The organism is Paenibacillus sp. J22P277 (assembly GCF_059383675.1).
The window spans coordinates 818035-842405 of the sequence record NZ_JBXENS010000001.1; the positions used below are offsets into that span (position 1 = coordinate 818035).

Below are 24371 nucleotides of genomic sequence, written 5' to 3' on the forward strand. Positions count from 1 at the left end.
TAAGCTCCGGCAGCCGACGCCGTTATCCGCGCTTGCCGCCGAAGAAAAAACCGCTCCCCGGCATATAGCCGGGAAGCGGTCGCTTCGAGAAATCGCATCACTGCGGCAAAACTGCCTGCAAGCGAATCAAAAAGGCAGCTCGAGGCCGAATTCCCGCGCGGCCTGCTCCAGCACGCTCCGGTGTTCCTCGCCCACCGGTATGCCGTCGGCACTCCATGCCCGTTCGCGCTCCGCCTCCAGGACGCCCGGCAGGACGGCCCGGTCAAAGCCGGGAAGCGGCTGCATCTCCGCCGCGAGCTGCATATACCGGTCCATCTCGTGCTTGAACGCGTCCAAGGAACCGAATTTGGCAGCGTCCAGCGCGATGATCAGCGATCCCTGGTTGGCGCCTTCGTACGCGCGCGCCGCCCGCTCGCGTTCCACCGGCACCCCGGCCAGGAATCCTCCCAGCGCCTGGCACATGAAGCCGAGTCCCATGCTGCGGAAGACCAAGCCCGGAGTCTGACGGATCACGTCCGCCCGGTGGGGAGAATCCTCGTACAGGTCGTGCATGGCGCCGAAATCCAATACCATGGCGGGCGCATCGCCTGCCGGGACGGCAAACGACATCGGGGAACCGCCCGCCGCCTGCATGATGGATTGCTCCGCGTCCAAGTCCAGCTGGTGGCCGGAGGTCACGTACCCGATCAGATCATGTTCGGCAAGCACGCGGGAATAGATGCCCGCCGCCCCGATATGTCCGTGATTGCGGGTAACCGCGGCGGCGATTCCGCAAGCCCGGCATTTCTCGACCAGCAGCTCGGCTGCCCGGTAAGCGGGAAAATAGCCCAAGCCTCCGTCGCCGTCGACCAGCAGCGTAGCCGGCGTCTCGCTGATCACCTTCACCTCGGGATCGGGATTGATCAGCCCGTCGCGCATGATGCGCGCGTAGGTGGCCGCCTGTCTCGATCCGTGGCTGAAGACGCCGCGCAGATCGTTGCGGACGAGCAGCTCCGCCAAAAACCGGCTCTTGGCTTCCGGCATGCCCGACCGTTCGGCCAGCGCGGCCGCGGCGCGCTTTAGTTGCTCCGGAGGTACCGCGGCATATCGTGCAGGTAACTTATTCATGACGTTCGCTCCTTTTGATGAAGAACGGCTTCGGATGGTACCCGCCGCTCTCATGCTTTCCGCTCCTAAGATATTACCCGTTGCGCGGGCGGAGAGCAATCAAATGCCGATTTTCGCATGGCTTGCATAAGTTCCGGATTGAATGTCACAGAATAAATCGCAGCATCGTTCTATTTCCGGGCAGTAGACGGAATTTCCGAGACAGGGATCGAAATCCCCCAGCAAAGCGAGGCAACAATATGACACAGCGCGTGAATTTCGCTCAGCAATCGCCTAAACTATTCAAATCCTTTTTGGCGTTTACCAACGAATTGTTCGACAGCACCATCGAAGTAAGCCTCATCGATCTCGTGTCCATCCGAATCTCGCAAATGAACGCGTGCGAATTTTGCTTGGACCTGCATGTCAAGCAAGCGGCTGTCCGCGGCGAGAGCGAGCTTCGGATCCAGCACGTTTCGAAATGGCGGGAATCGGATTTGTTTACGCCGCGGGAGCGAGCGGCCCTGACATGGAGCGAGCTCCTGACCGAGCTGCCGGACGAGGGCATTTCCGACGAGGCGTACGCGCAGGTTCACGAGCATTTATCCGAACAAGAAATCTCGGACCTGAGCTTCTTGATCGTCTCGGTAAACGGATGGGACCGCATCAACATCGGCTTCAAGACCGCATCCGGCCGCCTGACGCGGAAGTTGAATTAGCGCGTGCGCCTGTTGGCAGCCTTCATTTCGCCGAAAGCTCGGCATCCGTTAACCATTTATGATTTTTCACGGGCGCTCCGACGGTCGTCGGCGTGAAATCAACCATGTAAACCGTACCGTGCCGGACCGAATCGACGGTGGCGGCTGCGCCCGCCATCCCGGGCATGTGGTTTGCCAGCAGCGTAACCCGCGTTCCGGGTTTGATCGGCTCGTGGCCCGCATGTCGGATCTCTTCGCGGATCACCCATTTATGATTTTTTACCGGTTTCCCGCCGGTTGTCGGCGTAAATGACACGGAATACGCCGTCGTATCGAAAGCGCCAACGATCGTAGCCATGGCGCCCTTCATACCCGGCATGTGGTCGGCTGCGATCATGGCTTGGCTGCCCGCTTTATAGGCCGGATTCCGCGCCGCTTGTAACCCTGGCGGAATTTCGCCCGGATTGGGCTGATTTTGGCCGCCTATGTTCGACCCCTGGTATGGTGTCACGGGGGCGATGGCTTGCGCGGCATTTCCAAAGCCGCTGCAAGCGACCATTGCGGCGACGGCAAGCAAAACCAATTGCGTCTTCATCCCAACAACGCTCCTCGTCATTTGATATGCGGAAATACACCCCCTACGCTTCCCGCAATTTCACATTTTCATGCCGCCTATTCCAGCACGCTTGCGCTAGCGAAAATAAACCCCGCCGTTAATAACGGCGGGGTTCTTCGGATCGTTCATCGCATCTGAAGAGAACGTTTATTCCAACCTTCCAGCATCTGCACCGCTTCGCGCTGGCGGTCCTCGGGACCGAACTCAAACACGGCATAGCCTTCGTATCCGATTTCCTCCAACGCTTGCAGGAAATCGTCCCATGCGATCGTGCCATCGCCGATCGGAAGGTGCTCGTCGATCAGTCCGGCGTGATTGTCGTGCACGTGAAGATGCTTGATGCGGGTCCCGAGCCGCTTCACGGCTTCCGCCGCGTTCAACCCCGCATGATGCGCATGTCCGATATCCAAGCACACGCCCTTCGCGTCCGACTCCCAATCGTCATGTACCCGTATGATCCCGTCTAACGTCCACGTATCTTCGAAGTGCACGTTCATTTTGGGCAAGTTTTCCACGACGACTCGTATCCCATGGATCGCGCCGAACGCGCCCATTTCGCGAAACACGCTTAATTCCCGCCGTTTCATCTCGGGATAGTGCGTTTCGGGGAAAAAGCCGGTGATACCGGGATGCACCACGATCAGCGATGCGCCGATCGCCGCCGCGACGTCCATCGCGCGCAGCATATCCGTCCGGGCAGCTCGAATACCGTATTGTTCAAGGACGCGATATTGACGTCGCGGAAGGGAGCATGCACCGTGTAGGCGATCTCCCGCTCCAGGCGAAGCGCGTTCAGCTTGCGCAGATGCTCCTCGTCCACCGCATCCATTGAAAAATCCACGGACAATTCGAAGGCTTGGATAAATGCGGAAGACGACGCGATTTTGTCGAGATTCATAATCGATGTGGCCGCCGAAGGAACGAGCTTCATATGTTTCCTCTCCTCTGCGTTAGCTTATTTGAGCATCTCGTCCAGCACGCTGCCGTCTATGTCCTGCATCTTGAAATTCAGCATGGCGGCCATGGTCGGCGCCATATCGACCAGGCTTGCCTGTTCGATGACGGCGCCTTGCTTCACGCTCGGGCCGCAGGCGATAAACGCCGTATGCTGCTCTTTGTACGGCAATCCGCCGTGGCTTGCTAAAGCCGTCTTGTAATCGCCGACGCTCGTCTCCGAGAATACGTCCTCGCCGGCCAGGAGGTTGCCGAAGGAAATCGCGGCGCTGCCTTCGATGACGAATTCGAACGGACCCGTAAGCTTATATTGCTCGCGGACCTCTTCCTTCGTAAACACATGACCGAGCCCGTATTTCGGATCCTCTTTCACGGATAACAGGAAGTCGTACACCTTTTGCTTCATGCGCGCATCGGAAGGATCCTTCAGACTGATCCAGGCGGACATGCCCACGGAATGGCAGTAGGCATCGTAATCGACCAGCCGATTATCCGGATCGACGGTTAAAAATCCGGCTTGCTTGAGCAGGATATTAAAGTTCAACACATGATCGATATCCGTTTGGCCATGATCGCCCAGCACGACGATATTCGTCTGCTCCAAGTCGCCGTATTGTCTGACTTGATCCAGCAGCAACCCGAATTCCGCGTCGTGCTTGCGCAGCTGCTCCATGACGTGTTCGTTCATCACGCCGTACTGATGACGCACGCTGTCCAAATCGCACATCTTCACGAGCATGACGTCCGGCTGATTGTAATCTTTAATGATATCCAAGGCCAAGCTCATCGTGTATTGATCCAAGCTGCGGTTCTGACCGATCAGATGATGGCTGTATTTATCGTAGTAACGGTCCAGCAGCTCCGGCGTGGCGGTACTTTCGAAGAATTGCAGCGGGTTAGGGCCTCTGTACCCGATCGGCACGATCATCGGCATGTTCAGGTCGTAATCCGCCCCGCCCGATACCGGCCACGTGATGGAACAGGTCGTATACCCGTTTTCCTTGGCATAATCCAGCATCGTTTTGGATTGGACGTCTTTTCTCATATTGTACCAAGGCGCGTGCTGCTCGCCTGCTTGGACGATTTCATTGTGGGGAATGCCGTGCTTCTCGACATAGTTGCCCGTAATAATGGAGCAATGGCAAGGGTAAGTAACGGAAGGGTAGATCGAATGCATATGGTCGACCCAGGAGCCCTGCTCGAACAGCAGCTTGAAGTTCGGCATCGTTTTCATGTATTCCATGTCCATGGCGCAAAGCGCATCCAGGCAAAACACCAGCAATTTCGTTTTTTTCATCATGTCGTCCTCTCCGTGCGACCGTGACGGTCGCATCCGTGGAATAAATTGCGGCTGCGGCCCGATCCCGTTAATCCGGCGGCTGTTCGTCCAGCTTGGCGACGATCACCCTCGGAATCATGTCCCGAAGCTTCTCCAAGATCGGGATCGGGATCCCTTCATCGGTCACCAGGACGTGAACCCGCTTGGTCTCCATGCCGAACAGGAAGGCGGTTTGATTCATCTTGGAGGAATCCGCCATCAGGATAAGCTGATGCGATTGATCACTCAGGGTAACGGCGGTGCTTTGCGGTTCCATCTTGGAGAAATACAGGCCTTGCGGCGTAATGCCCGCGCAGGAAAACAAGCCCTTGTCGAACCGGTACTGCTTCAGCTCTTGCTGCAGCTTAAGTCCGGACGTCAAGCCGTTGTCTCCTACCTTGCCGCCGACGATGTACACTTCCGAACGGGTCTTCTTCTGACTTAAATTAAACGCGACCATGATGGAGTTGGTGACGATAATCAGCTCCTTATGGTCGGGAATCAACCGGGAAAGGGTCAACCCGGTCGTGTTGCCGTCCAGAAATACGCTGTCGCCGTTTTCCAGCAGGTTGATCACTTCTTTGGAAATCGCTTTTTTCTGCTCGACGTGATAATTGATCCGCTCCGTATAGGGCATCTCCCACGTCATTTGTTCCTTCTTCTCGGCTCCGCCGTAATTTCGCCGCAGCAGCCCTTTATCGTGAAGGATGCGCAAATCCCGACGGATCGTCTCCACGGACAACTGATAGCGGTCTACCAAATCTTCCACGAGGATGGCGCCTTCACGAAGGACTTCCTGCAAGATTTCGTTCCTTCTCTTTGCTGAACTCATGGACGCATTCCCTTCGTAAAAGTGGATGGCAAGGGGGAAATCCCCAAGGCATACGAAGCGAATCCGTATTCCCCGGGGATTGAATATTACTTGTTCTCCGCCAAAAGCTTCGTGGCTTCCGCCTGGAGGCTTTTCAAGGCATCCGCAACGGACGCTTTGTTCGAGTAGACGTTCATGATCGCGGTATTCACCGCGTCTTGGATCACGTTGCTCGCCGCCGTGGCAACCGGCGCTTTACCGAATGGGAACACTTCTTTGAACGCTTGCGCCTTCTGCGGGTTGGCCGTGTAGTCTTGTTTCAATACGTCGACGTCTTGGGAGGACAGCGTTGCGGGGAAATACCCCGTTTTCGCGCCGTAGATGGCTTGTCCTTCTTTGCCGGCAAAGTATTTCAAGAACAGCCATCCGGCCAATTGTTGCTCCGGCGTGGTTTTGAACAGGACTTGGTTGCCTCCGCCGATGTTCGTGGTCGGCTTGCCGGCATCGCCTTGCGGGAACAGCGTGATGCCCCATTGGAATTTATCCTTGATCAAATTGAGCTTCGAGGTGGTACGCGCCGTCGTTCCGATCTCCATCGCCGCACGGCCGTTCGTGAATTCTTGCTCCGTGTCTTCACCGACCACGATTGCTTTTTGATCGAGCAGGTTCTTGTAAATCCCGAGCAATTCGGCCGCTTGCGGATTATCGAAGTTCACGCCGGACAGATCCGGTGCAATGGGATCGATGCCGTAAGACGACAATTCCGTCATGAAGTTAAAGGCATGCGAGCCGTAGCCCGTGCCGTTGCCGATGACGAGCGCCGGAACGCCCGTTTTCTTATAGATATCGAGCGCTTGCTGTTCAAACTCTTTCCACGTTTTGGCGGGTGCATCGTAGCCGGCTTTTTTCAGCACGTCTTTGTTGTAATAGATGCCGGTCGAGCTATTGCCGTGCGGCCAGCTCATCGTCTTGCCGTCATAGATGGCGCGCTGACGATCGAGAATCGCGGGCAGAATGTCGCTCACTTCCTCCGGCTTCAAGCCGTAGGTCGGATCGTTGATGTAATCGTCCAGTTGAACGATTTGGTCGGCTTTCATATACTGCAGGATATCGCTCTCGTTGGCCATCGCCACCGCCGGAAGACCGCCGCCTTGAAGCGCCGCGCGCAGCTTTTGGTTCAATTCCGTGTAAGAGCCTTGGAACACTTCGTTCACGACGATTTTGCCTTCGTACGCTTTGTTGAATTGCGCGACGATATCTTTGACCGCTTCGCCGTATTCCGTTGCTTGAATATGCCAGAAATCGATTTTCACCGGGCCGTCCTTGCCCAGTTCGATGTCGATGCCGGCAGGCTTGTCCGTCGGCTCAGCGGCGGTATCGGAAGGCGTCGAGGAGGTATCGGAGGTCGATGCGCCGCCCGCGTTCGTATTGCCGGAATTGTTCGAATTCGTATTACTCGCTCCGCATGCGGCCAAGATGACCGACAGTGCGAACATGACCGTTACCATCGCGAAAACCGTGCGAAACCTTTTGTTGAACAACATGATTTCCATACCTCCTAGTTTTGGCCGATAAGTTGATCTATTTGAACCGTTTCTCCGTAAACCGGGTAAAAACGGGGGATGCCTTTGCTATCGAACAACGTCGGGTTCATGCTGTGCAGCGGTATGACGACCTTCGGCCGAATCCGTTCCGTCAGCTCGCTGATCTCTTGCGGGGCAGCATGTCCGCCCGTCGCGCAGTAATGGTACTGAACGCCGAATTCGGTCAGCCAGCGATGCAGCATCTCATCGTTCGGCACGAGCGGATTGCCGTCGGCATGGACATAATGGGAACCGTGCGATCGATCGCCCGCGCACTCCAGCTCGGCCATGACCGGCAGCTGGTAATACGGCAGGTACAAGCAGTATCGTTGTTTATCCGCGACGATGCCGGGCAGCGAGACGGATGAATACGGCAGCGTCAGACCCGCTTCGATCGTCGGCGAGTTTAAGGTAGGCAATACGCGGATCACGTCTTCGGCGCAGGTCAATGCCGGATGCCCTTTCAGCGCCGCGATGCCGACGCGATTCGCCTCGTACCAGAACGCGGCCGTGCTTTCGTCCATCGCGAGCGTCCTGCCCGCATCCTTCGCGGCGAGGATAAGATCGGCGAAGCGCTCGACGTTTCTTGCCAAGATATTGACGTACACGAGCCCCTCGGCTTGCTCCATCACTTCGCGGCAGCGTAGAGCGACATCCGTTTCGAGCCGATCCATGGGTTTGCGATACAGCGTGTCCATCCGGAAACGCGTCCCCTCGGTGATCAGCACGTCGACCGCTTCGCCGCGGCACAGCTCGATGAAGCGATCCATCCGGTACGCATGCCGGCCGTGACGGCGCCAGTCCGCGGTAAAGCCGATCTTCGCGCCGGAAGCAGCGGTCAGAATAAAGCCGGAACAGCCCGGCGAATCGTGATCGACCTCGATGATCTTCAACCGCACCTTGCCATCGTCGTCAAGCGCGATCTCTTGCAGATCGTCGAGCGCGATGATCGTTCCCTTGGTATCGCCGTATTCGCCCGAAGCGACGACCGCCCGATAGACGGCATAAGCGTCTCGGCTCATATAAATCGGCGTTCCTTCGGCAACGTACGGCAGCAGCGCCATATGGTCCTGATGGATATGGCTGACGAAGACGCGCAGGTTGTCGTATTGGGGAAGCTCCGCGCGCTTCCAGACTTCCTGCAGCTGCGGGAGCGTCAACCCTTCGGTGGCTTCCGGCGGGTAGAGATTCAACAGCGGCGGAGCCGAACGGGTCAGCAGGTAATGACGCGCGCCTTCCGGCGCCTTCGTCTTGATGTGCTCACCCAGCATTCCCCGCATGGCGAGTCCAAGATCGAATACGAGTCCCGTGTTCTCGTGCCCGTAAACGATTTGTACGCCGCCGATCGTATGCAAGCCGCTGTAAAACGATAATTGATCTTCCGTTGCCAACGTAAATCCTCCTCCATCGTGCATGATTGTTCAGGGTCAGCTTTCGAATTTCAGCAGGAAAGCGGCCAGTTCGTCCAACGTGCGAATTCGCAGATCCCAGACTTCCTCGTCATGGGTTTCATAGCGGGAAACCAAAACGGTGCGTCCGCCCATCCGCTTGATCGGATACAGTTCGTTCCAAGCGTTGTCGCCGATCGACGCGATTTGATGGGGCATGATCCCGTTGTCCCTCATGTAACGCTGCAGGTACATGATTAATCCTTCGGGCTTGTTCCCGCCGTAGACGACCGTATCGAACGCGTTCTCCAGCCCCAGCTTGGCAACGAAACCGACTGCCGCCTCCTCGGGGGAATTGGTCATGAGCAATTTGTGCCGGATCGACTTCAGTCCGCGAATCGCGGCATTCACTCCCTCGTGCGGCGTGATGGAGTTCAGATTGTCGATCATATCGCGGCGCACGTTCAGGAAAGCTTGCGAGCGTATCGCAGGCGGAATGCCGACAAGCTCCGCGATGGCGGCCAGAACGCCCCACGAGTCTCCGATGTAGTGCATATCGCCCTCGGAATGCCGGAGGCTCCCGGCGGGCTGCTCCACGGTCGTTCCTTCCCAATCATAGAGCGCGATCAGTTGTCCGTCTTTGTGCCGAACGCCGGATTTATGGGCTTTGCTGAAGAAATGCCCGATTTTGACGGGATGCTCGCCTTTCAAGATCCGTTCCGTTTCCCGCTGCCACTTCGACACGGCCGATTCGTCGCCGCCGTCTTGAAACAAGTAAGTTAAATAGGGTCTTATGAAGTTCTCGTCCTGATATAACGTGCCGTCCAAATCGAAAACCAGCACCCGAATATCTTTCATCCATTCCAATGATGTCGTCTCCTTGTCGTGTTAACCTTTAATGCCCGAGGCGGCGATCCCGGAATGAAACCAGCGCTGCGCCGCGAAATACAGCAGCACGATCGGCAGCACGGTAAATGACGCGGCTGCCATGAGTTCGTGGTACCTTGATCCGTTCTCGCTGACGAAGTAGAGCAGCCCCACTTGCAGCGGACGAATCGCTTCCGTAGAGGTAATGATGAGCGGCCAGGATACGGCGTTCCACTTGCCGATGAAGCCGAGCAATCCGGCGGTCACGAGACTCGAGGCGGACAACGGGATCAAGACGGCATACAGGTAGCGGAAGCTGGACATGCCGTCCACCTGCGACGCCTCCCAGTAGTCCTTGGGCACGGATAGGAAGGCTTGTCTCAACAGGAAGATGGAGAACGCGTCCGCCAAGTAAGGCAGCATGATGCCCATATAGCTATCGTAGAAGCCCTTCCCGCCCGCGCCCGCCCAATCGTTGCCGCCCGCGAACGGAATGTGGCGAAGCGTCACGAAATTAGGGACCAGCGTAATATCGTACGGAATCATCATGGTCGCCACGACGAGCATGAAGACGACTCCTTTGCCTTTGAACGTGAAGTGCGAGATGGCGTACGCGATCGGAACGCAGATGATCAGCTGCAGCGCCGTTCCGAGTCCGGCGACCACGATCGTGTTCCAGAAATACCGGGCGAACGTCGACTCCGGCTTCATCCAAGCCTCCGCGTAATTTTTGAACATCCACGCACGAGGGAAAAAGTCCGGCGGCATCAGATTGATTTCGTCCGCCGTTTTGAAGGAAGTCAAGATCATCCACAAGAACGGAAACAGCATCAGCGCAGCCAACAGCAGGACGATGACGGTGACGATCCCCCACAAGAAGCGGGAGCTAAGCTGAGAGAAGTTGAAACGTTCCGCATTCATCGCGGCATCCTCCTTTATCGTAGGTAGTGAACCCGTTTCTCGCCGTACTTGTACTGCACCCATGTCAGCAGCAGAATGATCACGAACAAGAACATCGAGATCGCCGACGCGTAACCGACCTGGCCGTATACGTAAAACGTTCTGAATATATACAGCGGCAGCGACATCGTCGTGCCGAGCGGGCCGCCTTCTCCGCCGCTGATGATATAAAACGCGTTAAACGATTCGAAGGATCCGATGACCGATATGATGGAGAGCAGGAACACCATCGGCGACAACAACGGCCACGTGACATGGCGCATGATCCTTACCGTACCGGCTCCGTCGATTCTGGCAGCCTCGTACAATTCGGGCGATACGCTGCCCATGCCCGCAAGGAAGATCACGATGTTGAACCCGATGCTCGACCAGATGGTGAAGAGCATGATGACGATCAGCGCGTAAGACGGACCGGCAAGCGCGGTCGGGATCGAGGAAGGCCACGTCCCGCCGAATGCGGCCGCGATATGCATGAACAGGGGATCCGGATCGGATAACCAGTCTTGCGGCTGCAGCCCGACGGTCTTCAGCGCCGCGTTGGCGACGCCGACGTTCGTATGGAAGATCCACTTGAAGACAAGGCCGGCCGCCACTTGCGAAGTAATGTACGGAATGAAGAAGACCGTTCGCAGAATGCCCTTGCCCTTTATTTTTTGAAAGAGAAAATAGGCTAACAAAAACGACAGAAAAATCGAAATCGGGATGGTTCCGATCGCATAATACACCGTGACCATCAAGCTGTTGGCGATCGGACCGAATTGCCAGCCCAGCAACGCATCCTTGTACAGCAGTCCTTCTTCGAAGATTTTGGCGAAATTCCCGAACCCGATGAACTTCTCCGGTACAAAGCCCCATTTCCATAAGCTGATCCAAGCGCCGAATGCCATCGGCCAAAAGCGGAAAACCAGGAGCAGCAGCAATGCCGGAACCGCGTAGGCGAATCCGGTCCAAGCTTGTTTCCGGGCGAACTTGGAGGCGCGCTTCTTCGCGACGATCGGTTTTCGCGGCAAACTCGTTTCCTTGGTCTGTTCCATGTTGTGTTCCCTCCTCGCTTAGTACAAGTGTAGCGGCGAAGCGTATGTCGAAGATCACGTTGAAGTTAATAATTTGTTGACTTTATGTCGTGTTTTAATTTATTTCCGTAGCAATTTAATAAAAACAGCAATATTCATGAGATAAAACGGTCATGTATTTCCATCAATTATTTCCAATGGCAATCAAAAAGCCCGACCGGTTAAGGTCGGGCTTTGATTGCGGCAGGCGATTTTAATTTATAAAATGCATGAACTGCAGCAACCGCGTAATCATGACGGCTGCCTCGGCCCGGCTTGCGTCTGCCGCGGGGGCGATCGTCGTCTCCGATTTTCCCCGGATGATTTGAGCGGCAACCATTTCGGTCAGCGAAGCTTTTGCCCACGACGCGACGGTTCCGTTATCCGCGTATTTCCCAAGCGGATCGTCTTCACTATCCTTAACTCGGACGGACTGGCTCGCGTACTTCAGGGCCGCGGACAGCATCACTGCCATTTGTTCGCGAGTCATGCGTGCATCCGGTTTGAACGAACCATCCTCGTAGCCTTTCACGATTCCCGCGTGAACCGCTTCATTTATCGCGTCAGCGAACCAGTCTCCCTCGGCTACGTCGCTGAAAGCGGCAGCCGTAGTCGATGAATGCAATTGCAAGCCGAGAGAACGAACGAGCAATGCCGCGAACTCCGCGCGCGTGATCGGTTGGTTCGGCGAGAAGCGGTGAAGCTCATCCCCGTTTACGATTCGCTTGGAGGCCAGCAGTCTGATGCCCGGCTCGGCCCAATGGCCATGAACGTCGGCGAACGTCTCGCTGCTCGATGCCACGGCATAGATACTATTCCCGTTCCGCTTGATCACGGCTTCCGTATGGCCGCCGTCAGCTTGAAACGCGGCCGGAACGAAACGGAACGTCGACGTGTCCGGATCGAATAGGAGTGCGGTCGTTTTCGCCGGATCCACGGGGCCGGAGAGGATCATCGATCGTTCGACATAGGCGCTGCCGAAATCGGTGATCTCGATCGACTGTTCGTTAGCCAGCGCATGGATGCTGTAATCGAGCGAAGGGCTTAGCAAGGTCAATCCGTCACGGCTCGCCTGCGCCGCGATTTGATCTGCCGCGCTGCCTGCAACCCGCTCGACCGCGATGCTGATCGTCATCTCATCCGAGCCCGCGCCAAGCTTCTTCGCTAACGCGTCCAACCCCAATGCGTTGACCGGAACTTTGTAGCTGCCGAAATCGGTCTGAATGATGACGAACATGCCCGGCTGCCGGTTCGCGACATCGGCGAACGCAGCCGACGGTATGTTCACTTTCACGCTGCCGCCGTCGTTACGGAGTGCGATCGTCACTGAATTCATGGCCGGTGCATTCGGAATCGCTTGGAAGGCCTCCCTAAGCTTCTGCGAATCAATGGATGCCACCGTCCCGGTTACGCCCTCCCCGTTCGTCGTTCGAACGGTCTTGACCGCGTCTTGGCCCAGCTTGACTCCGCTAGCCGTCGATTCCAGCGACGGTTCTTGCGACGTTGTCGTGCCGCCGCCACTGGACGGGTTCGGGTTGGACTCGGACGATACGGTGATATGGAAGGACTTCTCGATATTGCCGTCCGAGGTCTTCGCCGTGATATCGGTTTGGCCGGCGCCTACAGCCGTGACCTCGCCTGCGGAGGATACATAGGCGATTTTAGCATCTGCCGAAGTCCATACGACTCTCTTGTTGCCGGCTTCCGCAGGAGCTACGGCGACATCGATCCGGGTCGCCGCACCCGGAGCCAATTGCAGCCGGTCCGGCGTATTCGCCGTTAAGCCCGTAACCCTTACCGGAGCTTGAGCCGTACTGCCCGATACGTCTACGCTGCCCAGATTCAGCCATCCGCTGCTTGCCTGCTCGGCATTCGCGAAATGGAACCGCTTGGCATCGGCATTGATGTCTTCCAGCGGATTCACATAGCGCATGAGAATTTGATAGCTTCCGTTGCTTAATTCCGGATTATCGGTCGATTCGAACAACCGATTACCGTCGAATCCGTTCGTATTCGGCAGAATCCCTTTCAGATCCCAACCCGGCTCCCATATCTTCACGATGCCGTTATCCGATCGGGCAGCCAGCTCGACCTTCCAATCGGCGTAGAACGGCGCGACGCCATTGTTCTCCAGCTCCACGCCTACCTTCAGCTGTCCATCGCCAGCGTCGACGTAGGCGGCTGGCACGTAATATTCATAGCCCATGCTTCGCGAACCTTCGGTTGCTCTCGCCAACGGCTCGGGAGCCAACGGAGTTTGGAATACGCCCTGCGCGATCAGCCAGGAGGCATGGGTCAGATCGAGGCTCGTGTAGTAATCCTCGCCTTGCGCGCCTTCGATCGGAGACGACGGTTCATCGTATTTGGGCGGATCGTTGTTCCACATCTTCACTTGAATTTCCGGTCTCATCTCTCCGCCCATGCTGTTCTGCTTCCAAAATTCAGTAGCTCCCGCGTCTTTCACTCTCCCCCAGAAATGCCAGCTTTGACCGCCCAAGCTCGGCGGGAGCGTCTGGAAAGCGAAGGAATCGTCATGATAGCCGACATCGAAGTTTTTGGTTTGAAGCGTGCCGTTGTCCATCGGATAGCGCAGCACGAGCTGCGTTTTGTCGAAGGCATCGTCCATATCGGTCAGCACCCGCTTCAGGTTGGCGTCGGTCGGCATCAGGTTAGGCGACTTCAAATTTCCGTCATAGGGATACGTGTGCCATTCACCCCAGAACCCGATCAATCCGATCATGATGGAGCCGATGCGCGGGTCGCCGTCGTAACGCGAACCGAGCGCGCCGATAAAATTATCCAAGGCGCCCAGCAGTCGCTCGTCATTATAATCCGGCGCTACGCTCGCAGCCGTCTTGCCGTTATCGTATTCTTCGTAATCGTACGTCTTCAGCCCTTCGTCGATCAGAAATCGCGGGATGCCCGAAGGCTTGTTCGGGTAGTCCAGATACACCCGGAATACGGCCTGATTGCCTCTCGCGGCTACCGCCGAGAGCCGTTTGTCCAGTTCGGTCCAATCGAAGTCGTCCAGATTGTTCATCAGCTTAGTGAGCGGCAGATAGAAAAACTCCATGCTGTACGGCAGCTGAGCAGGCCGGTCCCGCCAATCGTCGCCGTCCGCGAAGTAAGCTTCCTCGGCGGCATCGTAGAAAGGAAGCAGGCCCTTGAGCGGATTATCCACCGGGGCGGGCCGATAGGCCAGCGCATGCGTTCCAGTTGCCGTTGCCCATGCCGGCGGACTCGGATGTTCGGCCGGATCGTCCGTCGGTCCTCCACCGGATCCGCTCGTCCTGCCGGCTAAGGCATATAGTCCAAGCTGGTCAATACCGAGAACATTGTCCGCTTGATTCTTAGGACCGAAGCCGAACTGAATTTGAAGCACCTTGCTCTTGTCGAATGGGGCGTCGCAAGCATCGCAGCCCTGCCAGTCCGATTGGGCGAGCGCGCTCCAAGGAATTCTGACCATCCCTTTGTAGCCTGCGGCGATCGACAGGGAACCTCCGCCGAGCGCGGTTGCCTTCCAGCCTCCGGCGGCATCGTAGAATTGCACGACTGCGCCCGCTTTTAGCGAGAACTCGCCTTTCGCGGCATCCGTAACGATCGCCACGTTCAAATCCATGGTTTTGCTGCTTGCCGAAACGTTGTTGACCCAGAACGCAAGCCCGTCGAAATCGGACCAATCCGAGTCTGTCCCGGTGAATGCCGCGCGTTTGATATTCACCCAGTCGGATGCGGGCTTGCCCGGAGGAGGGGATACCGAGAACGTCATGGCTTGATTGCCCTGCGCAACGTTCGCCCGGTCGAGCGTTCGAAGCGCAGACGGTTCGCCGGACTCCCAATCGATTCGCCAGACGCTCTGCAGCGCGGCATCGTCCGCGTACGATTCGAAATCGTCCAGTATTTTATCCGCCCGGTAGAGCAGGATGTCGTCGATCGTGACGACGTTATGCGCATACCCCGACGGCGGATAACCGAGCTGAAGCCCGTCGACCTCGCTCGGATCCAGCACGGCCGCGCATTCGGCCTGTACGCCGCCGCACTGCCATGCGGATTGCACGAATTGATCCCACGGTATTCTCACGACGCCTCGGAAGCCTGCGGGAACAGCAAGCGAGCTTCCGCTAAACGCCGCAGGGCGCCAGCTTCCGTCGGCGGCGAGCGTGAAGGCCGACCCGCCTTCTTTCAAGCCGAACTCACCATTGGCTGCGGGCGTTTCCAGCGCTACGTTCAAGCCGAAATCCTTATTGTCGCTCGTCGTATTGTCCACCCAGAAGCTTAGTCCGTCGAAGCGGGACCAGTCTCGCTTGCCCGACGGGATGGGGTGAAGGATGTTCGCCCATTCCGCATCGGCGATGGCGGTCGAAAGCTTTAACCCTTTGCTTCCGCTTGCTTGGCCGAGCGTTCTTGACACCGATCCCGGTTTGTCGGACCATGCTTCCGTCCAGGCTTGGCCAAGAGCGGCATCGTCGGCATAGGATTCGAAGTCCTCGACGAGTCCCGGCGTCTCCGGTTCAGCGACAGGCGGCGTGCCCGTATCCGGATCGGATTCGACCTTGTCCGTGAAGTAGATCTCATCGATAACGATCGTTCCTGTCGTTCCCCAGACTGCTTGCGCGATCGCGAGGCTCCAGATCGTCTGCGACAGATCCACGCCCTGGGCAGGCAGATCGATCACGATGTCTTTATAGCCGGTCGTGATCGTGTCTCCGCTGAATTGGCCGATCGTTTTCGTTACGCCGCCGATCGTCAAGCTGATCTGACTCTCTTCGCCGCCGGCGGCCCCTTTCACCCGCAGCACCAGTTTGCTCGTATCGGATAGATTTCGTCCGATGTTCGTTTCCATCCGCGACATATTCTGGACCTGCAGTGTCAACGCACCGTCTTGGACAACGCCTGCGCCATTGCCATTGGCGAAATTGGTTGAGCCGGTCCATTGATTCAGATCATTCGTCGTGCTGCCGGACCACGCCGGCGTCCCGTCGTAATCGTCCACGAGCAAGCGCTTCGGCGGGGGAGGCGGAGAATCCGGCGGCGGCGAACACGGCGAAGCGCAATCCCCGATTAGCACCGGCCCCAGATTGAGCCAGCCTTCCGCGTCCTGGTTCGTATTCGCGAAACCGACCTGCTTGGCCTTACTGCTGACGGCCTCCAGCGGATTAACGACCTTCATCACGACATAGTAGTAGCCGTCGTTCAGCTCCGGCGCGGCGATCGTCGCGTCGAAATAATAAGGCTCGCCGAAAGGGACGTACTTCGGATCGCCGGGAACGTTCCACTCCGGATACGTCCGGATCTGCGAAGGCATCACCTTCGTCATGTCCCATGCGGTATCCCATTGCTTCAAGAGCTTGCCCGAGGCGTTCTTCACGCCGAGCTCTACCTGCCATGGATATGCGAAGGGAGCGACGCCGTTATTCTGAATGGTAACGCCGACCTTGAGCGGCTCGCCCTGCGCGATGTTATTATAGTAGGCGCTCTTCACGTTCAGGTCGTAGCCCATCTTGCGCACGCCGGCGGCAACGGCCGCATCGTCGGCATGATAGTTGCTGATGCCGCCTTGGTTGATCATCCACGTCGCATGCGTCAGCTCGATATCGTCCATGGCATCGTCGACATTGGCACCGCCGCTGAAGAAGCTGCCCTGAATCTCCGGACGCACTTCCCCGCCGACCGGCTGCGTGATCCATTTGTTCTCCGAGCCGGCATCCAGCATCCGGGTCATGAACGAATAATAGGCGCCGCCCATGCTTTCCGGCTGCGTCACGCTTTGCGGCGGATCGCCTTCCTTGTAGCCGAACGAGTCGTCATGGTAGCCGATGTCGTAATCGCCCGCGTTAGGCAAGCCGGGATAGCGGACTTCAAGCTTCGTCGCGTCGAAGGCGGTATCGTACGCATCGAATATCGCGTTGATCGTTTCCGCATTCGGCATGTAATTCGGATAGCTGTCCTGGCTGGTATCCGTATCATAGGGATACGTATGCCACTCGCCCCATAAGCCGACGAGGCCCATATGAATGAATCCGATGCGCGGATCTCCGTCGTACGCCGCGCCGAACGCTTTGATGAAGTTGGTCAGATACGCCACCATCAACGGATCGTCGTAATCCGGTTCGTCCTGGTCGTAGGACTCGTTGTGCCGCATTTCAACGCCGCTTTGATGAATGAAATCGGGTATGGCATCCTCTTTGCCCGGATATTCGAGATATACCCGGATCGCTGCCTGATTGCCTCTGGCCGCAATCGCGTTCAATGCCGGCTCCAAGCCCGTATCGAACGAATAGGAGTCAGGGCCGGTCATCACCGCTTTCAGCGGAACATAGTACCATTCCAGACTATGAGGGAACGAAGTTTCCGTTTCCCACGGATAGAAGGGCGCGAAGCCTTTCAGCGGATTGTCGAGCGGGCTCTGCGCGGGAGTCAGGTCATGCTTGGCCAGCGCGGCATCCGCCGCTGGGCTCGGATACGGAACGGCCGGTACGCGTACCGGCTCGGAACTCGCGTACGCGCTGCCGGCGGGATTCGCATAAAACGCGCTCGCCAGCACGCACAGCATGAGGAAAACGCGAAATGAAGCCTTTCTAATGGGATATGACGCCAATGGATACATGGATATCCTCCTCGTTCGTTGTCTTGTAACCGCTTTAATTTTCGTTTAAAAAAAACGCCAAGCCGGCGGAACAGATGGGCTTAGCGTCTTGATGCCAGTGAAATGAACCGGGCAATGAAGCGTGCGATCATCCTTTATGCGCGCTGAACGCCACGCCTTCGATGAACTTTTTCTGAAAGATAAAGAACAGGACGATCATCGGAATGACGGCCATTAACGCCCCCGCCATCAAGATCGGGTAATTCGTGCTGAACATCGACACGAGCGTGGCAAGCCCGGAAGACAACGTGAGCTTATCGGGCGAGCTGTTGATGATCAGCGGCCACTGCAATTCGTTCCAGGACCACAGCAGCTGGATGATGACGATCGCGACCAGAGCGGATTTCACCAGGGGCAGCATGATATACCGGAACGTCTGAAACGGATTGCATCCGTCCAATATCGCGGCTTCCTCCAGCTCTTTGGAGATGCCGAGGAAAAATTGCCGCAGCATGAACGTGGCGAACGGACTGACGAGCGCGCAAATCCACAGGGCGGTGACCGAATTGACCAAGCCCCATTTGCTCATGAGCAAGTATTGCGGCGTATAGAAGACCGGATTCGGCACCATCATGACGGAAATGATGATGAAAAACAGCAGCGTTCTGCCCGGGAAGCGGATTCTCGCGAACGCGTAAGCGGCCATCGAGCTGAACAGGACGGGGAATACCGTCTTCATCAAGGCCGTGAACGCGGTGTTCAAGTAGTAATGCTTAAAGTCCGTTTTCTCGAACGCTTTCGCATAGCTGCCGAAATCCGGATGGGACGGAAAGATTTTGACCGGAATTTGCGTCGCTTCGGTTACGGTTTTGAACGAAGTCAGAATCATCCAGCCGAAGGGGATGATCATGACGATGGATGCCGCGATCAGCACCACGTGGACGATCCAATTGTAGTTGCGGTCGACGGCTTGGCGGCGATGCTCCATGCTCTTCCCCCTCAGTCGTAGGTCACCCATTTTTTCTGAAACGCGAACTGCAGGCCCGTCAGAATTAAATTGATCACGAGCAGCATGTCAACGATTGCCGCGCCGTAATTCTGATCGTAGTAGACGAAGGAATTTTGGTAATAGGCGTACACGAGCGAACGCACCTCGGGCAGCGCGACGTTCGTCTTGCCGATCAGCAAATAAATCGAATCGAAAACCTGCGTGGCGCCGATCATGAGCACGATGGTCGTGAAAAACAATGTCGGCGTCAAGAGCGGCAGGGTGATGTAGCGGAACTTGCGGAACCGGACGGCTCCATCGATCGAGGCCGCTTCGTACAGCGCTTTCGGTATCCCTTGCAAGCCGGCCAGTATGAGCAGCATGTTCAGGCCGATCGCGCCCCATACGCCCACGATCACGAGCGCGAACATCGCGAACCTCGTATCCGAAATCCAGGCCACGTGCGTGCCGAGCAGATAGTTAATGAAGCCGTAGTCGCGGGCGAACAGCACGACCCAAACCATGGCCGCCGCCGCGGGCATCGTCACCTGCGGCAAGAAGAAGATGACGCGGTAAGCGGATAAACCGCGGATTTTCGCATTGAGCAGCACGGCGAAGAACGTGGAGAACACGAGCGTGAGCGGCACGTACAAGACCATGTAATACAGCGTGTTTCCGAGATTTTTCCAAAACTCTTTGTCCTTGAACAGCTTTTCATAGTTTGCCAAGCCGACCCAATGGTTGACCATCCCGAAATTCTCGGATTTCAGAAAGCTCAGATAGATCGAATAGACCGCCGGCCAGCTCCAGAATAAGAGCGTTCCGAGCAAGGTAGGTGCAATCATGAAATATGCCCATACGTACCTGCTTCTCGAATTCATGGCCTACCTCCCTTATTCATCATCGAAGGCACTCCGGCTTCGGAATGCCTTCGACCTTCCAATGACCGTCGCGGCGTTCTTACTTGTTCTCCGCGATCGCTTGATTCATCATGGCCGCCACTTGCTTGGCGCCTTCTTCGATGGAGATTTTACCGCCCCATGCCTGCGCCATGATTTCCGATTCTTTCGGGAACCAGACCGGGTACGCCTTCGTGCCTGCCGGATACGGCGTCGCGTCGGCGGCTTGGTCGATGAATACCTGCAGGTTCAGCTGCGGCTTCGATTGGACCCATGCCGCTTGCGTGTCTTTGAAGGCCGGGATTGCCGCTCCCATCTCCGCCGTGATTTCGGCCGCGCGCTTGGAACCGAGGAATTTCAGGAATTGCCAGGCCTCGTCCTTATGCTTGCCGGACGCCGACATGACGTTGCCGAGACCGTTGATGATGTCGCCGCGCTTCGCTTTGCCTTTCGGCAGCGGAGCCCAATTCCATTTGCCTTTGATGATATCGCTGGCGTCGATGTCCGTCGTTCTCCAGTCGCCTTCGAAGATCATCGCGAGTTTGCCGGACTTGAACATCTCGGTGGAATCCGTGTCCGTCATTTGCTGATGGCTCGGAGAAGCTTTATCGAGAATCATTTGGTACCTCGCTTGCAGCGCTTCGATGGAGGCCGGGTCGTCGTAACCGGATTTCGTGCCGTCGGCGGAAATGATCGAGCCGCCGTTCGCGAGCATGTCGTTCCAGTAGCCCCCTTGGGTATCCATCTTGGCCGCGAAGCCGTAGATGCCCTTATCCGGTTGGCTCAGCTGCTTGGCCACTTGCGCCAGCTTCGCGTAATCCCATGTATCGTCCGGGTACGGAACGCCCGCTTGGTCGAACAGCTCCGTGTTGTAGGCAAGGCCGATCGTATCGAAGTCTTTCGGAATCGCATAGTTTTGGCCGTCAAGCTGATAGATGGAACCCAGATTCGCCGCATAGTCGTTCAGATTGATTTCCCCGGCTTGCACCTTGTCGGTGATCGGCTCGAGGAATTTGCCGGACGCGTACTTCACGAATTGACCGCTGTGCATCCAGAACACGTCCGGCAACGTGCCGGCCGGAGCCGCCGCGGACATCTTCGTCCAATAATCGTTCCAAGGAATGACTTCGACTTTGACTTTGACGTTCGGATTTTCGGCGGTGAATTCTTTCGCGATCGCTTCCATGGCCGGCTGTTGCAGCTGATCCCAAATCGAATACGTCAGGGTCACGTTTTCTTTCGTCGCGCTGGACGTATTGCCGCCCGCATCGTTTTCCGTCGTGCTTGCCGCGTTGCCGTTGTTCGAATCGTTGCTGCCGCAGCCCGTCAGCGCCAATGCCGCGGCGACGGTCAGGCCCACCCCGGTAAGCCAAGCTTTTTTGCGAAATGCCACTCTATTTCCCCCTCGTTTTATAATGAGACGACAATGGCCTCCGAAAAAATTGCGCGCATTTTTCCCGGCCTTGTCTCACAAGGTATCCCCTGTGCATTCATCATAAGACACGCGATTGCAGGGGCGAAATGCCTCATTCTTAAGATTGAAACCCCATAATTAAGATGGGCTTTTCAAGCGTGCAGGTTAACATCCATAATGATTTTTGAAGCATGCAATCCGATAAATACGCAAGCTTACGTATGTATGAGGAGGTCGTATCATGACAAGAAAACCGTCGCTTGCCGTTATCGGCGCAGGGGCAAGAGGGTTGATAAGCTACGCGCCGTACTTCGACCGATTCCCGGACGAGGCGGAGATCGTGGCCGTCGCCGAACCGAACGAACAGCGAAGAAACGCATTTGCCGACCGGTTCGGCTTGCCCGGCGAACGCGTCTTCACGACATGGGAACAGCTGCTTGACCGCCCCCGCATCTGCGATGCGCTGCTCATCTGCACGCAGGACCGGATGCACTTCGAGCCGACAATGGCTGCGCTGCGGAAGGGGTATCATGTATTGCTCGAGAAGCCGATGTCGAACGATCCCTCGGAATGCATCGCGATGACCGAGGAGGCGAGCCGATCGGGCCGCTTGCTGACGATCTGCCATGTATCCCGCTATATTCCGTTCTGGCAGCGGATCAAGACGCTCATCTCGGAAGGCGTCATCGGGGAGGTCGTGTCGGTCCAGCATAACGAGAATGTCGGTTACCTGCATTACGCTCACAGCTTCGTCAGGGGAAATTGGAGGAATGCCGAGCAGTCCAGTCCGATGATATTGGCCAAGTCCTGCCACGACATGGATCTGATCCGCTGGCTCGTGGACTCGGATTGCGTACGCGTCAGCTCCTTCGGCTCGTTAAGCCATTTTCGGCCGGATAACGCGCCTGAAGGCGCGACCGATCGGTGCACGGACGGATGCGCGGCGGAAGCGGCTTGTCCGTATTCCGCCCGGCGATTTTATTCGCAGGATGCGGAAGCCAACCCCTTCGCGGCGCTCATCGCCGATCCGCCGACGCTGCAGAATCGGATGAACGCCATCCTGACAGGGCCTTACGGCAAATGCGTATACCGGACGGACAACGACGTCGTCGACCATCAAGTGGTTAATCTCGAGTTCGCAAGCGGCGCGACGGCGATGTTCAGCATGTGCGGATTCACGCGCGACATCAATCGCATCGTGCAGATCATGGGAACGAAAGGGGAAATTCGCGGAGACTTGCTGAAGGAAGAGATCGATCTGTTCGAATTCGCCGGCGCCAAACGCACCCTGTACCGTACGCCTGGCGGCGACAGCGGACACCACGGGGGAGATGCGGGCGTCCTGCGCCAGTTTCTGTCCGATTTGCGCGAAGAACGTTTCGCCGGTTCGTTGACATCGGCGGAAGCTTCGCTCGAAAGCCATTTGATGGCTTTCGCGGCCGAAGCGTCCCGGTTGCGCCAAGGCGAGGTCGTGGATATGCGGAATTTCCGTACTTCGTTGGCCGCAGCCGGCAGGAGTTGAGCCCGGGTCACGGCAGACCGTTTTTATATTCCTGCGGCGTCATGCCGTAGTGGGTTTTGAACAGCTTGATAAAGTATTGCGGCTTCTGGTAACCTACCTCCTGCGCGATTCGATTGATTTTACAGTCCGTTTGTTTCAACAGCCGCAGCGCCAAGTCCATCCTTACGCGCAGGACGTAGTTCGAGAAGTTGTCCCCCGTCTCGGTCTTGAACAGATTAGAGACGTAGACCGGGTGCAGATGAACATGGTCCGCCGCCGACTGCAGCGTCACGTCCTTGACTTCGTCGTTGACGTAACGGATAACGCGGTTGATCAGATCGTTGCGGAACCGGTTGGACAAGCTGCCGCTGTAGGATTCCAATTGCCGCAAGCTCCGAAACGACCATTCCCGCAAAGGCTCGATGCTCCAGCCGGCATCGAGCTTCAGCATTTTCTCGGCTTCGCGGCCGTAGATGTCGTAGAACCGCTTTCCCTTCTTGTGCACGTAGTAGGAGAAGGCCTGCATGATCGTGACGTACGCTTCGAAGACATGCTCCCGCGCCTTGTTCTCCCGCCGCTCCAGCTCCTCGAATACGCGCTTCATCTTCGCTTCCGCGGCACCCCATTGCTCGACCTCCAGCAGCTGCATGAACGAAGGACTGGCGTACAACTCGGATAACGGGCGGACCTCCTCCACGCTTCGCTCCTGCAGGTCGTGAAAGAAGCTCTCCGTCTGGAAGCCGATAAAATCCGTGAATAAAGAAAGCGAATTATGATAGACGGCAGGCACCTCGCCCGGGAACGCGCTCCAATTGCTCATGACAAGCGAAACCTTGATTTTCAGGAACCGTTTGATCTGATGCTGCACGAGCCGGGCCAGTCTTTCCGCTTCCTCCATCCATTCCTTGTCGGCGCATTCGGACGGCTGCTTCGGACGGATCAGGAAAACCATGTAGTCGTAATCGTCCTTGCAATGCCAGTTATGATAACGCGGCGAGAACATCTCGTCCGCGATGTTCGTGAGGGCATATTCCAGCAGCGATACGCTGTAGAGGTCCGTTCCGGCAAAATCTTCTTCGATGCGCATGCACAGCATCAGAAACGGATTCGTTTCGTCGAACGCCAGCTCGTACAGCCTCAGCTTCTCGCGCAGCTGGGACAGAGGCGGCCTCTTGCCCGCAAGCAGCTCCCGCAGCAACGACTCCCGGAGCTTCGGCAAGCTGTCCCGGAACAAGTACGCCAGCTTTTGCTGATTGACCAGCGCTTCCCCTTCCCGCTGCAGTTCGCCGATCAACGCGCGTATCGTCCTTTCGAGCTCCTCGTTCGAGACGGGCTTCAGCAAATAATTGCAGATGCCTTGGCGAATCGCTTCTTGCGCGTACTGGAATTCGTCGTGCCCCGTCAGAATGACCGATTTGATCTTGGCCCATTTTTCCTTCACGACGGATACCAGCTCGAGCCCGCTGATCCCCGTCATTTGGATGTCCGTCACGATCAAGTCGATACCGTAATAATGCAGCAATTCCAGCGCTTCTTCCCCGGAATACGCCTTATGCACGGCAGTGATGCCCATCTGCTCCCAAGGCAGCGCGTTCGCCAAGCTGTCCACCAAATGCGTATGATCGTCCACGATCAAAATCTCGTACACGC

Annotated in this window: 18 protein-coding genes; 2 read left to right on the forward strand and 16 right to left on the reverse strand. The window is 56.9% G+C overall.

Annotated features, from left to right (window positions below; all coding sequences use genetic code 11):
• Positions 1 to 126: 126 nt before the first annotated feature.
• Positions 127 to 1107 (reverse strand): Ldh family oxidoreductase, encoded by a 981-nt coding sequence (locus tag AC50YL_RS04055; RefSeq protein WP_494829482.1) that lies wholly within the window; start codon positions 1105 to 1107, stop codon positions 127 to 129.
• 239 nt (positions 1108 to 1346) lie between these two features.
• Between AC50YL_RS04055 and AC50YL_RS04060 the strand changes: the two genes are divergently transcribed.
• Positions 1347 to 1805, forward strand: coding sequence for a carboxymuconolactone decarboxylase family protein (locus AC50YL_RS04060; RefSeq protein ID WP_494829484.1), 459 nt, complete (start codon positions 1347 to 1349; stop codon positions 1803 to 1805).
• Positions 1806 to 1827: 22 nt separating this feature from the next.
• On the opposite strand, the gene AC50YL_RS04065 is transcribed toward AC50YL_RS04060, so the two are convergent.
• The 14 genes from AC50YL_RS04065 to AC50YL_RS04130 form a co-directional block, all read right to left on the reverse strand.
• Positions 1828 to 2379: a YdhK family protein gene (locus AC50YL_RS04065; RefSeq protein ID WP_494829486.1), complete on the reverse strand. Its 552-nt coding sequence runs from the start codon at positions 2377 to 2379 to the stop codon at positions 1828 to 1830.
• 146 nt (positions 2380 to 2525) lie between these two features.
• A complete protein-coding gene (locus tag AC50YL_RS04070; RefSeq protein WP_494829487.1) occupies positions 2526 to 3074 on the reverse strand; it encodes a sugar phosphate isomerase/epimerase family protein in 549 nt (182 codons plus the stop codon).
• Positions 3041 to 3331, reverse strand: coding sequence for a hypothetical protein (locus tag AC50YL_RS04075; protein WP_494829488.1), 291 nt, complete (start codon positions 3329 to 3331; stop codon positions 3041 to 3043). Before AC50YL_RS04075 ends, AC50YL_RS04070 begins: the two co-directional genes overlap by 34 nt.
• A gap of 24 nt (positions 3332 to 3355) precedes the next feature.
• The gene (locus tag AC50YL_RS04080; RefSeq protein WP_494829490.1) at positions 3356 to 4654 is read right to left on the reverse strand and encodes an alkaline phosphatase family protein; all 1299 of its coding nucleotides are present in this window, start codon (positions 4652 to 4654) and stop codon (positions 3356 to 3358) included.
• A 67-nt stretch (positions 4655 to 4721) separates the two neighbouring features.
• Positions 4722 to 5504 (reverse strand): DeoR/GlpR family DNA-binding transcription regulator, encoded by a 783-nt coding sequence (locus AC50YL_RS04085; protein WP_494829491.1) that lies wholly within the window; start codon positions 5502 to 5504, stop codon positions 4722 to 4724.
• 86 nt (positions 5505 to 5590) lie between these two features.
• Positions 5591 to 7027, reverse strand: coding sequence for an ABC transporter substrate-binding protein (locus AC50YL_RS04090; protein ID WP_494829492.1), 1437 nt, complete (start codon positions 7025 to 7027; stop codon positions 5591 to 5593).
• 14 nt (positions 7028 to 7041) lie between these two features.
• The gene (locus tag AC50YL_RS04095; protein WP_494829493.1) at positions 7042 to 8457 is read right to left on the reverse strand and encodes an MBL fold metallo-hydrolase; all 1416 of its coding nucleotides are present in this window, start codon (positions 8455 to 8457) and stop codon (positions 7042 to 7044) included.
• 36 nt (positions 8458 to 8493) lie between these two features.
• A complete protein-coding gene (locus AC50YL_RS04100) occupies positions 8494 to 9312 on the reverse strand; it encodes an HAD family hydrolase (protein WP_494829798.1) in 819 nt (272 codons plus the stop codon).
• 30 nt (positions 9313 to 9342) lie between these two features.
• Positions 9343 to 10242, reverse strand: a complete 900-nt coding sequence (locus tag AC50YL_RS04105; protein WP_494829495.1) for a carbohydrate ABC transporter permease — start codon at positions 10240 to 10242, stop codon at positions 9343 to 9345.
• Between the two features lie 14 nt (positions 10243 to 10256).
• A complete protein-coding gene (locus AC50YL_RS04110) occupies positions 10257 to 11315 on the reverse strand; it encodes a carbohydrate ABC transporter permease (protein ID WP_494829496.1) in 1059 nt (352 codons plus the stop codon).
• A 232-nt stretch (positions 11316 to 11547) separates the two neighbouring features.
• Positions 11548 to 17940 (reverse strand): S-layer homology domain-containing protein, encoded by a 6393-nt coding sequence (locus AC50YL_RS04115; protein WP_494829498.1) that lies wholly within the window; start codon positions 17938 to 17940, stop codon positions 11548 to 11550.
• Positions 17941 to 18067: 127 nt separating this feature from the next.
• Positions 18068 to 18907: a carbohydrate ABC transporter permease gene (locus AC50YL_RS04120; protein WP_494829500.1), complete on the reverse strand. Its 840-nt coding sequence runs from the start codon at positions 18905 to 18907 to the stop codon at positions 18068 to 18070.
• Between the two features lie 11 nt (positions 18908 to 18918).
• A complete protein-coding gene (locus AC50YL_RS04125) occupies positions 18919 to 19788 on the reverse strand; it encodes a carbohydrate ABC transporter permease (protein ID WP_494829502.1) in 870 nt (289 codons plus the stop codon).
• 79 nt (positions 19789 to 19867) lie between these two features.
• Complete coding sequence (locus AC50YL_RS04130) at positions 19868 to 21199, reverse strand: ABC transporter substrate-binding protein (protein ID WP_494829504.1); 1332 nt, start codon at positions 21197 to 21199, stop codon at positions 19868 to 19870.
• 262 nt (positions 21200 to 21461) lie between these two features.
• On the opposite strand from AC50YL_RS04130, the gene AC50YL_RS04135 reads away from it, so the two are divergent.
• Positions 21462 to 22742 (forward strand): Gfo/Idh/MocA family protein, encoded by a 1281-nt coding sequence (locus tag AC50YL_RS04135; protein WP_494829506.1) that lies wholly within the window; start codon positions 21462 to 21464, stop codon positions 22740 to 22742.
• A 7-nt stretch (positions 22743 to 22749) separates the two neighbouring features.
• On the opposite strand, the gene AC50YL_RS04140 is transcribed toward AC50YL_RS04135, so the two are convergent.
• Complete coding sequence (locus AC50YL_RS04140) at positions 22750 to 24369, reverse strand: response regulator transcription factor (RefSeq protein WP_494829508.1); 1620 nt, start codon at positions 24367 to 24369, stop codon at positions 22750 to 22752.
• Between the last annotated feature and the right edge of the window lie 2 nt (positions 24370 to 24371).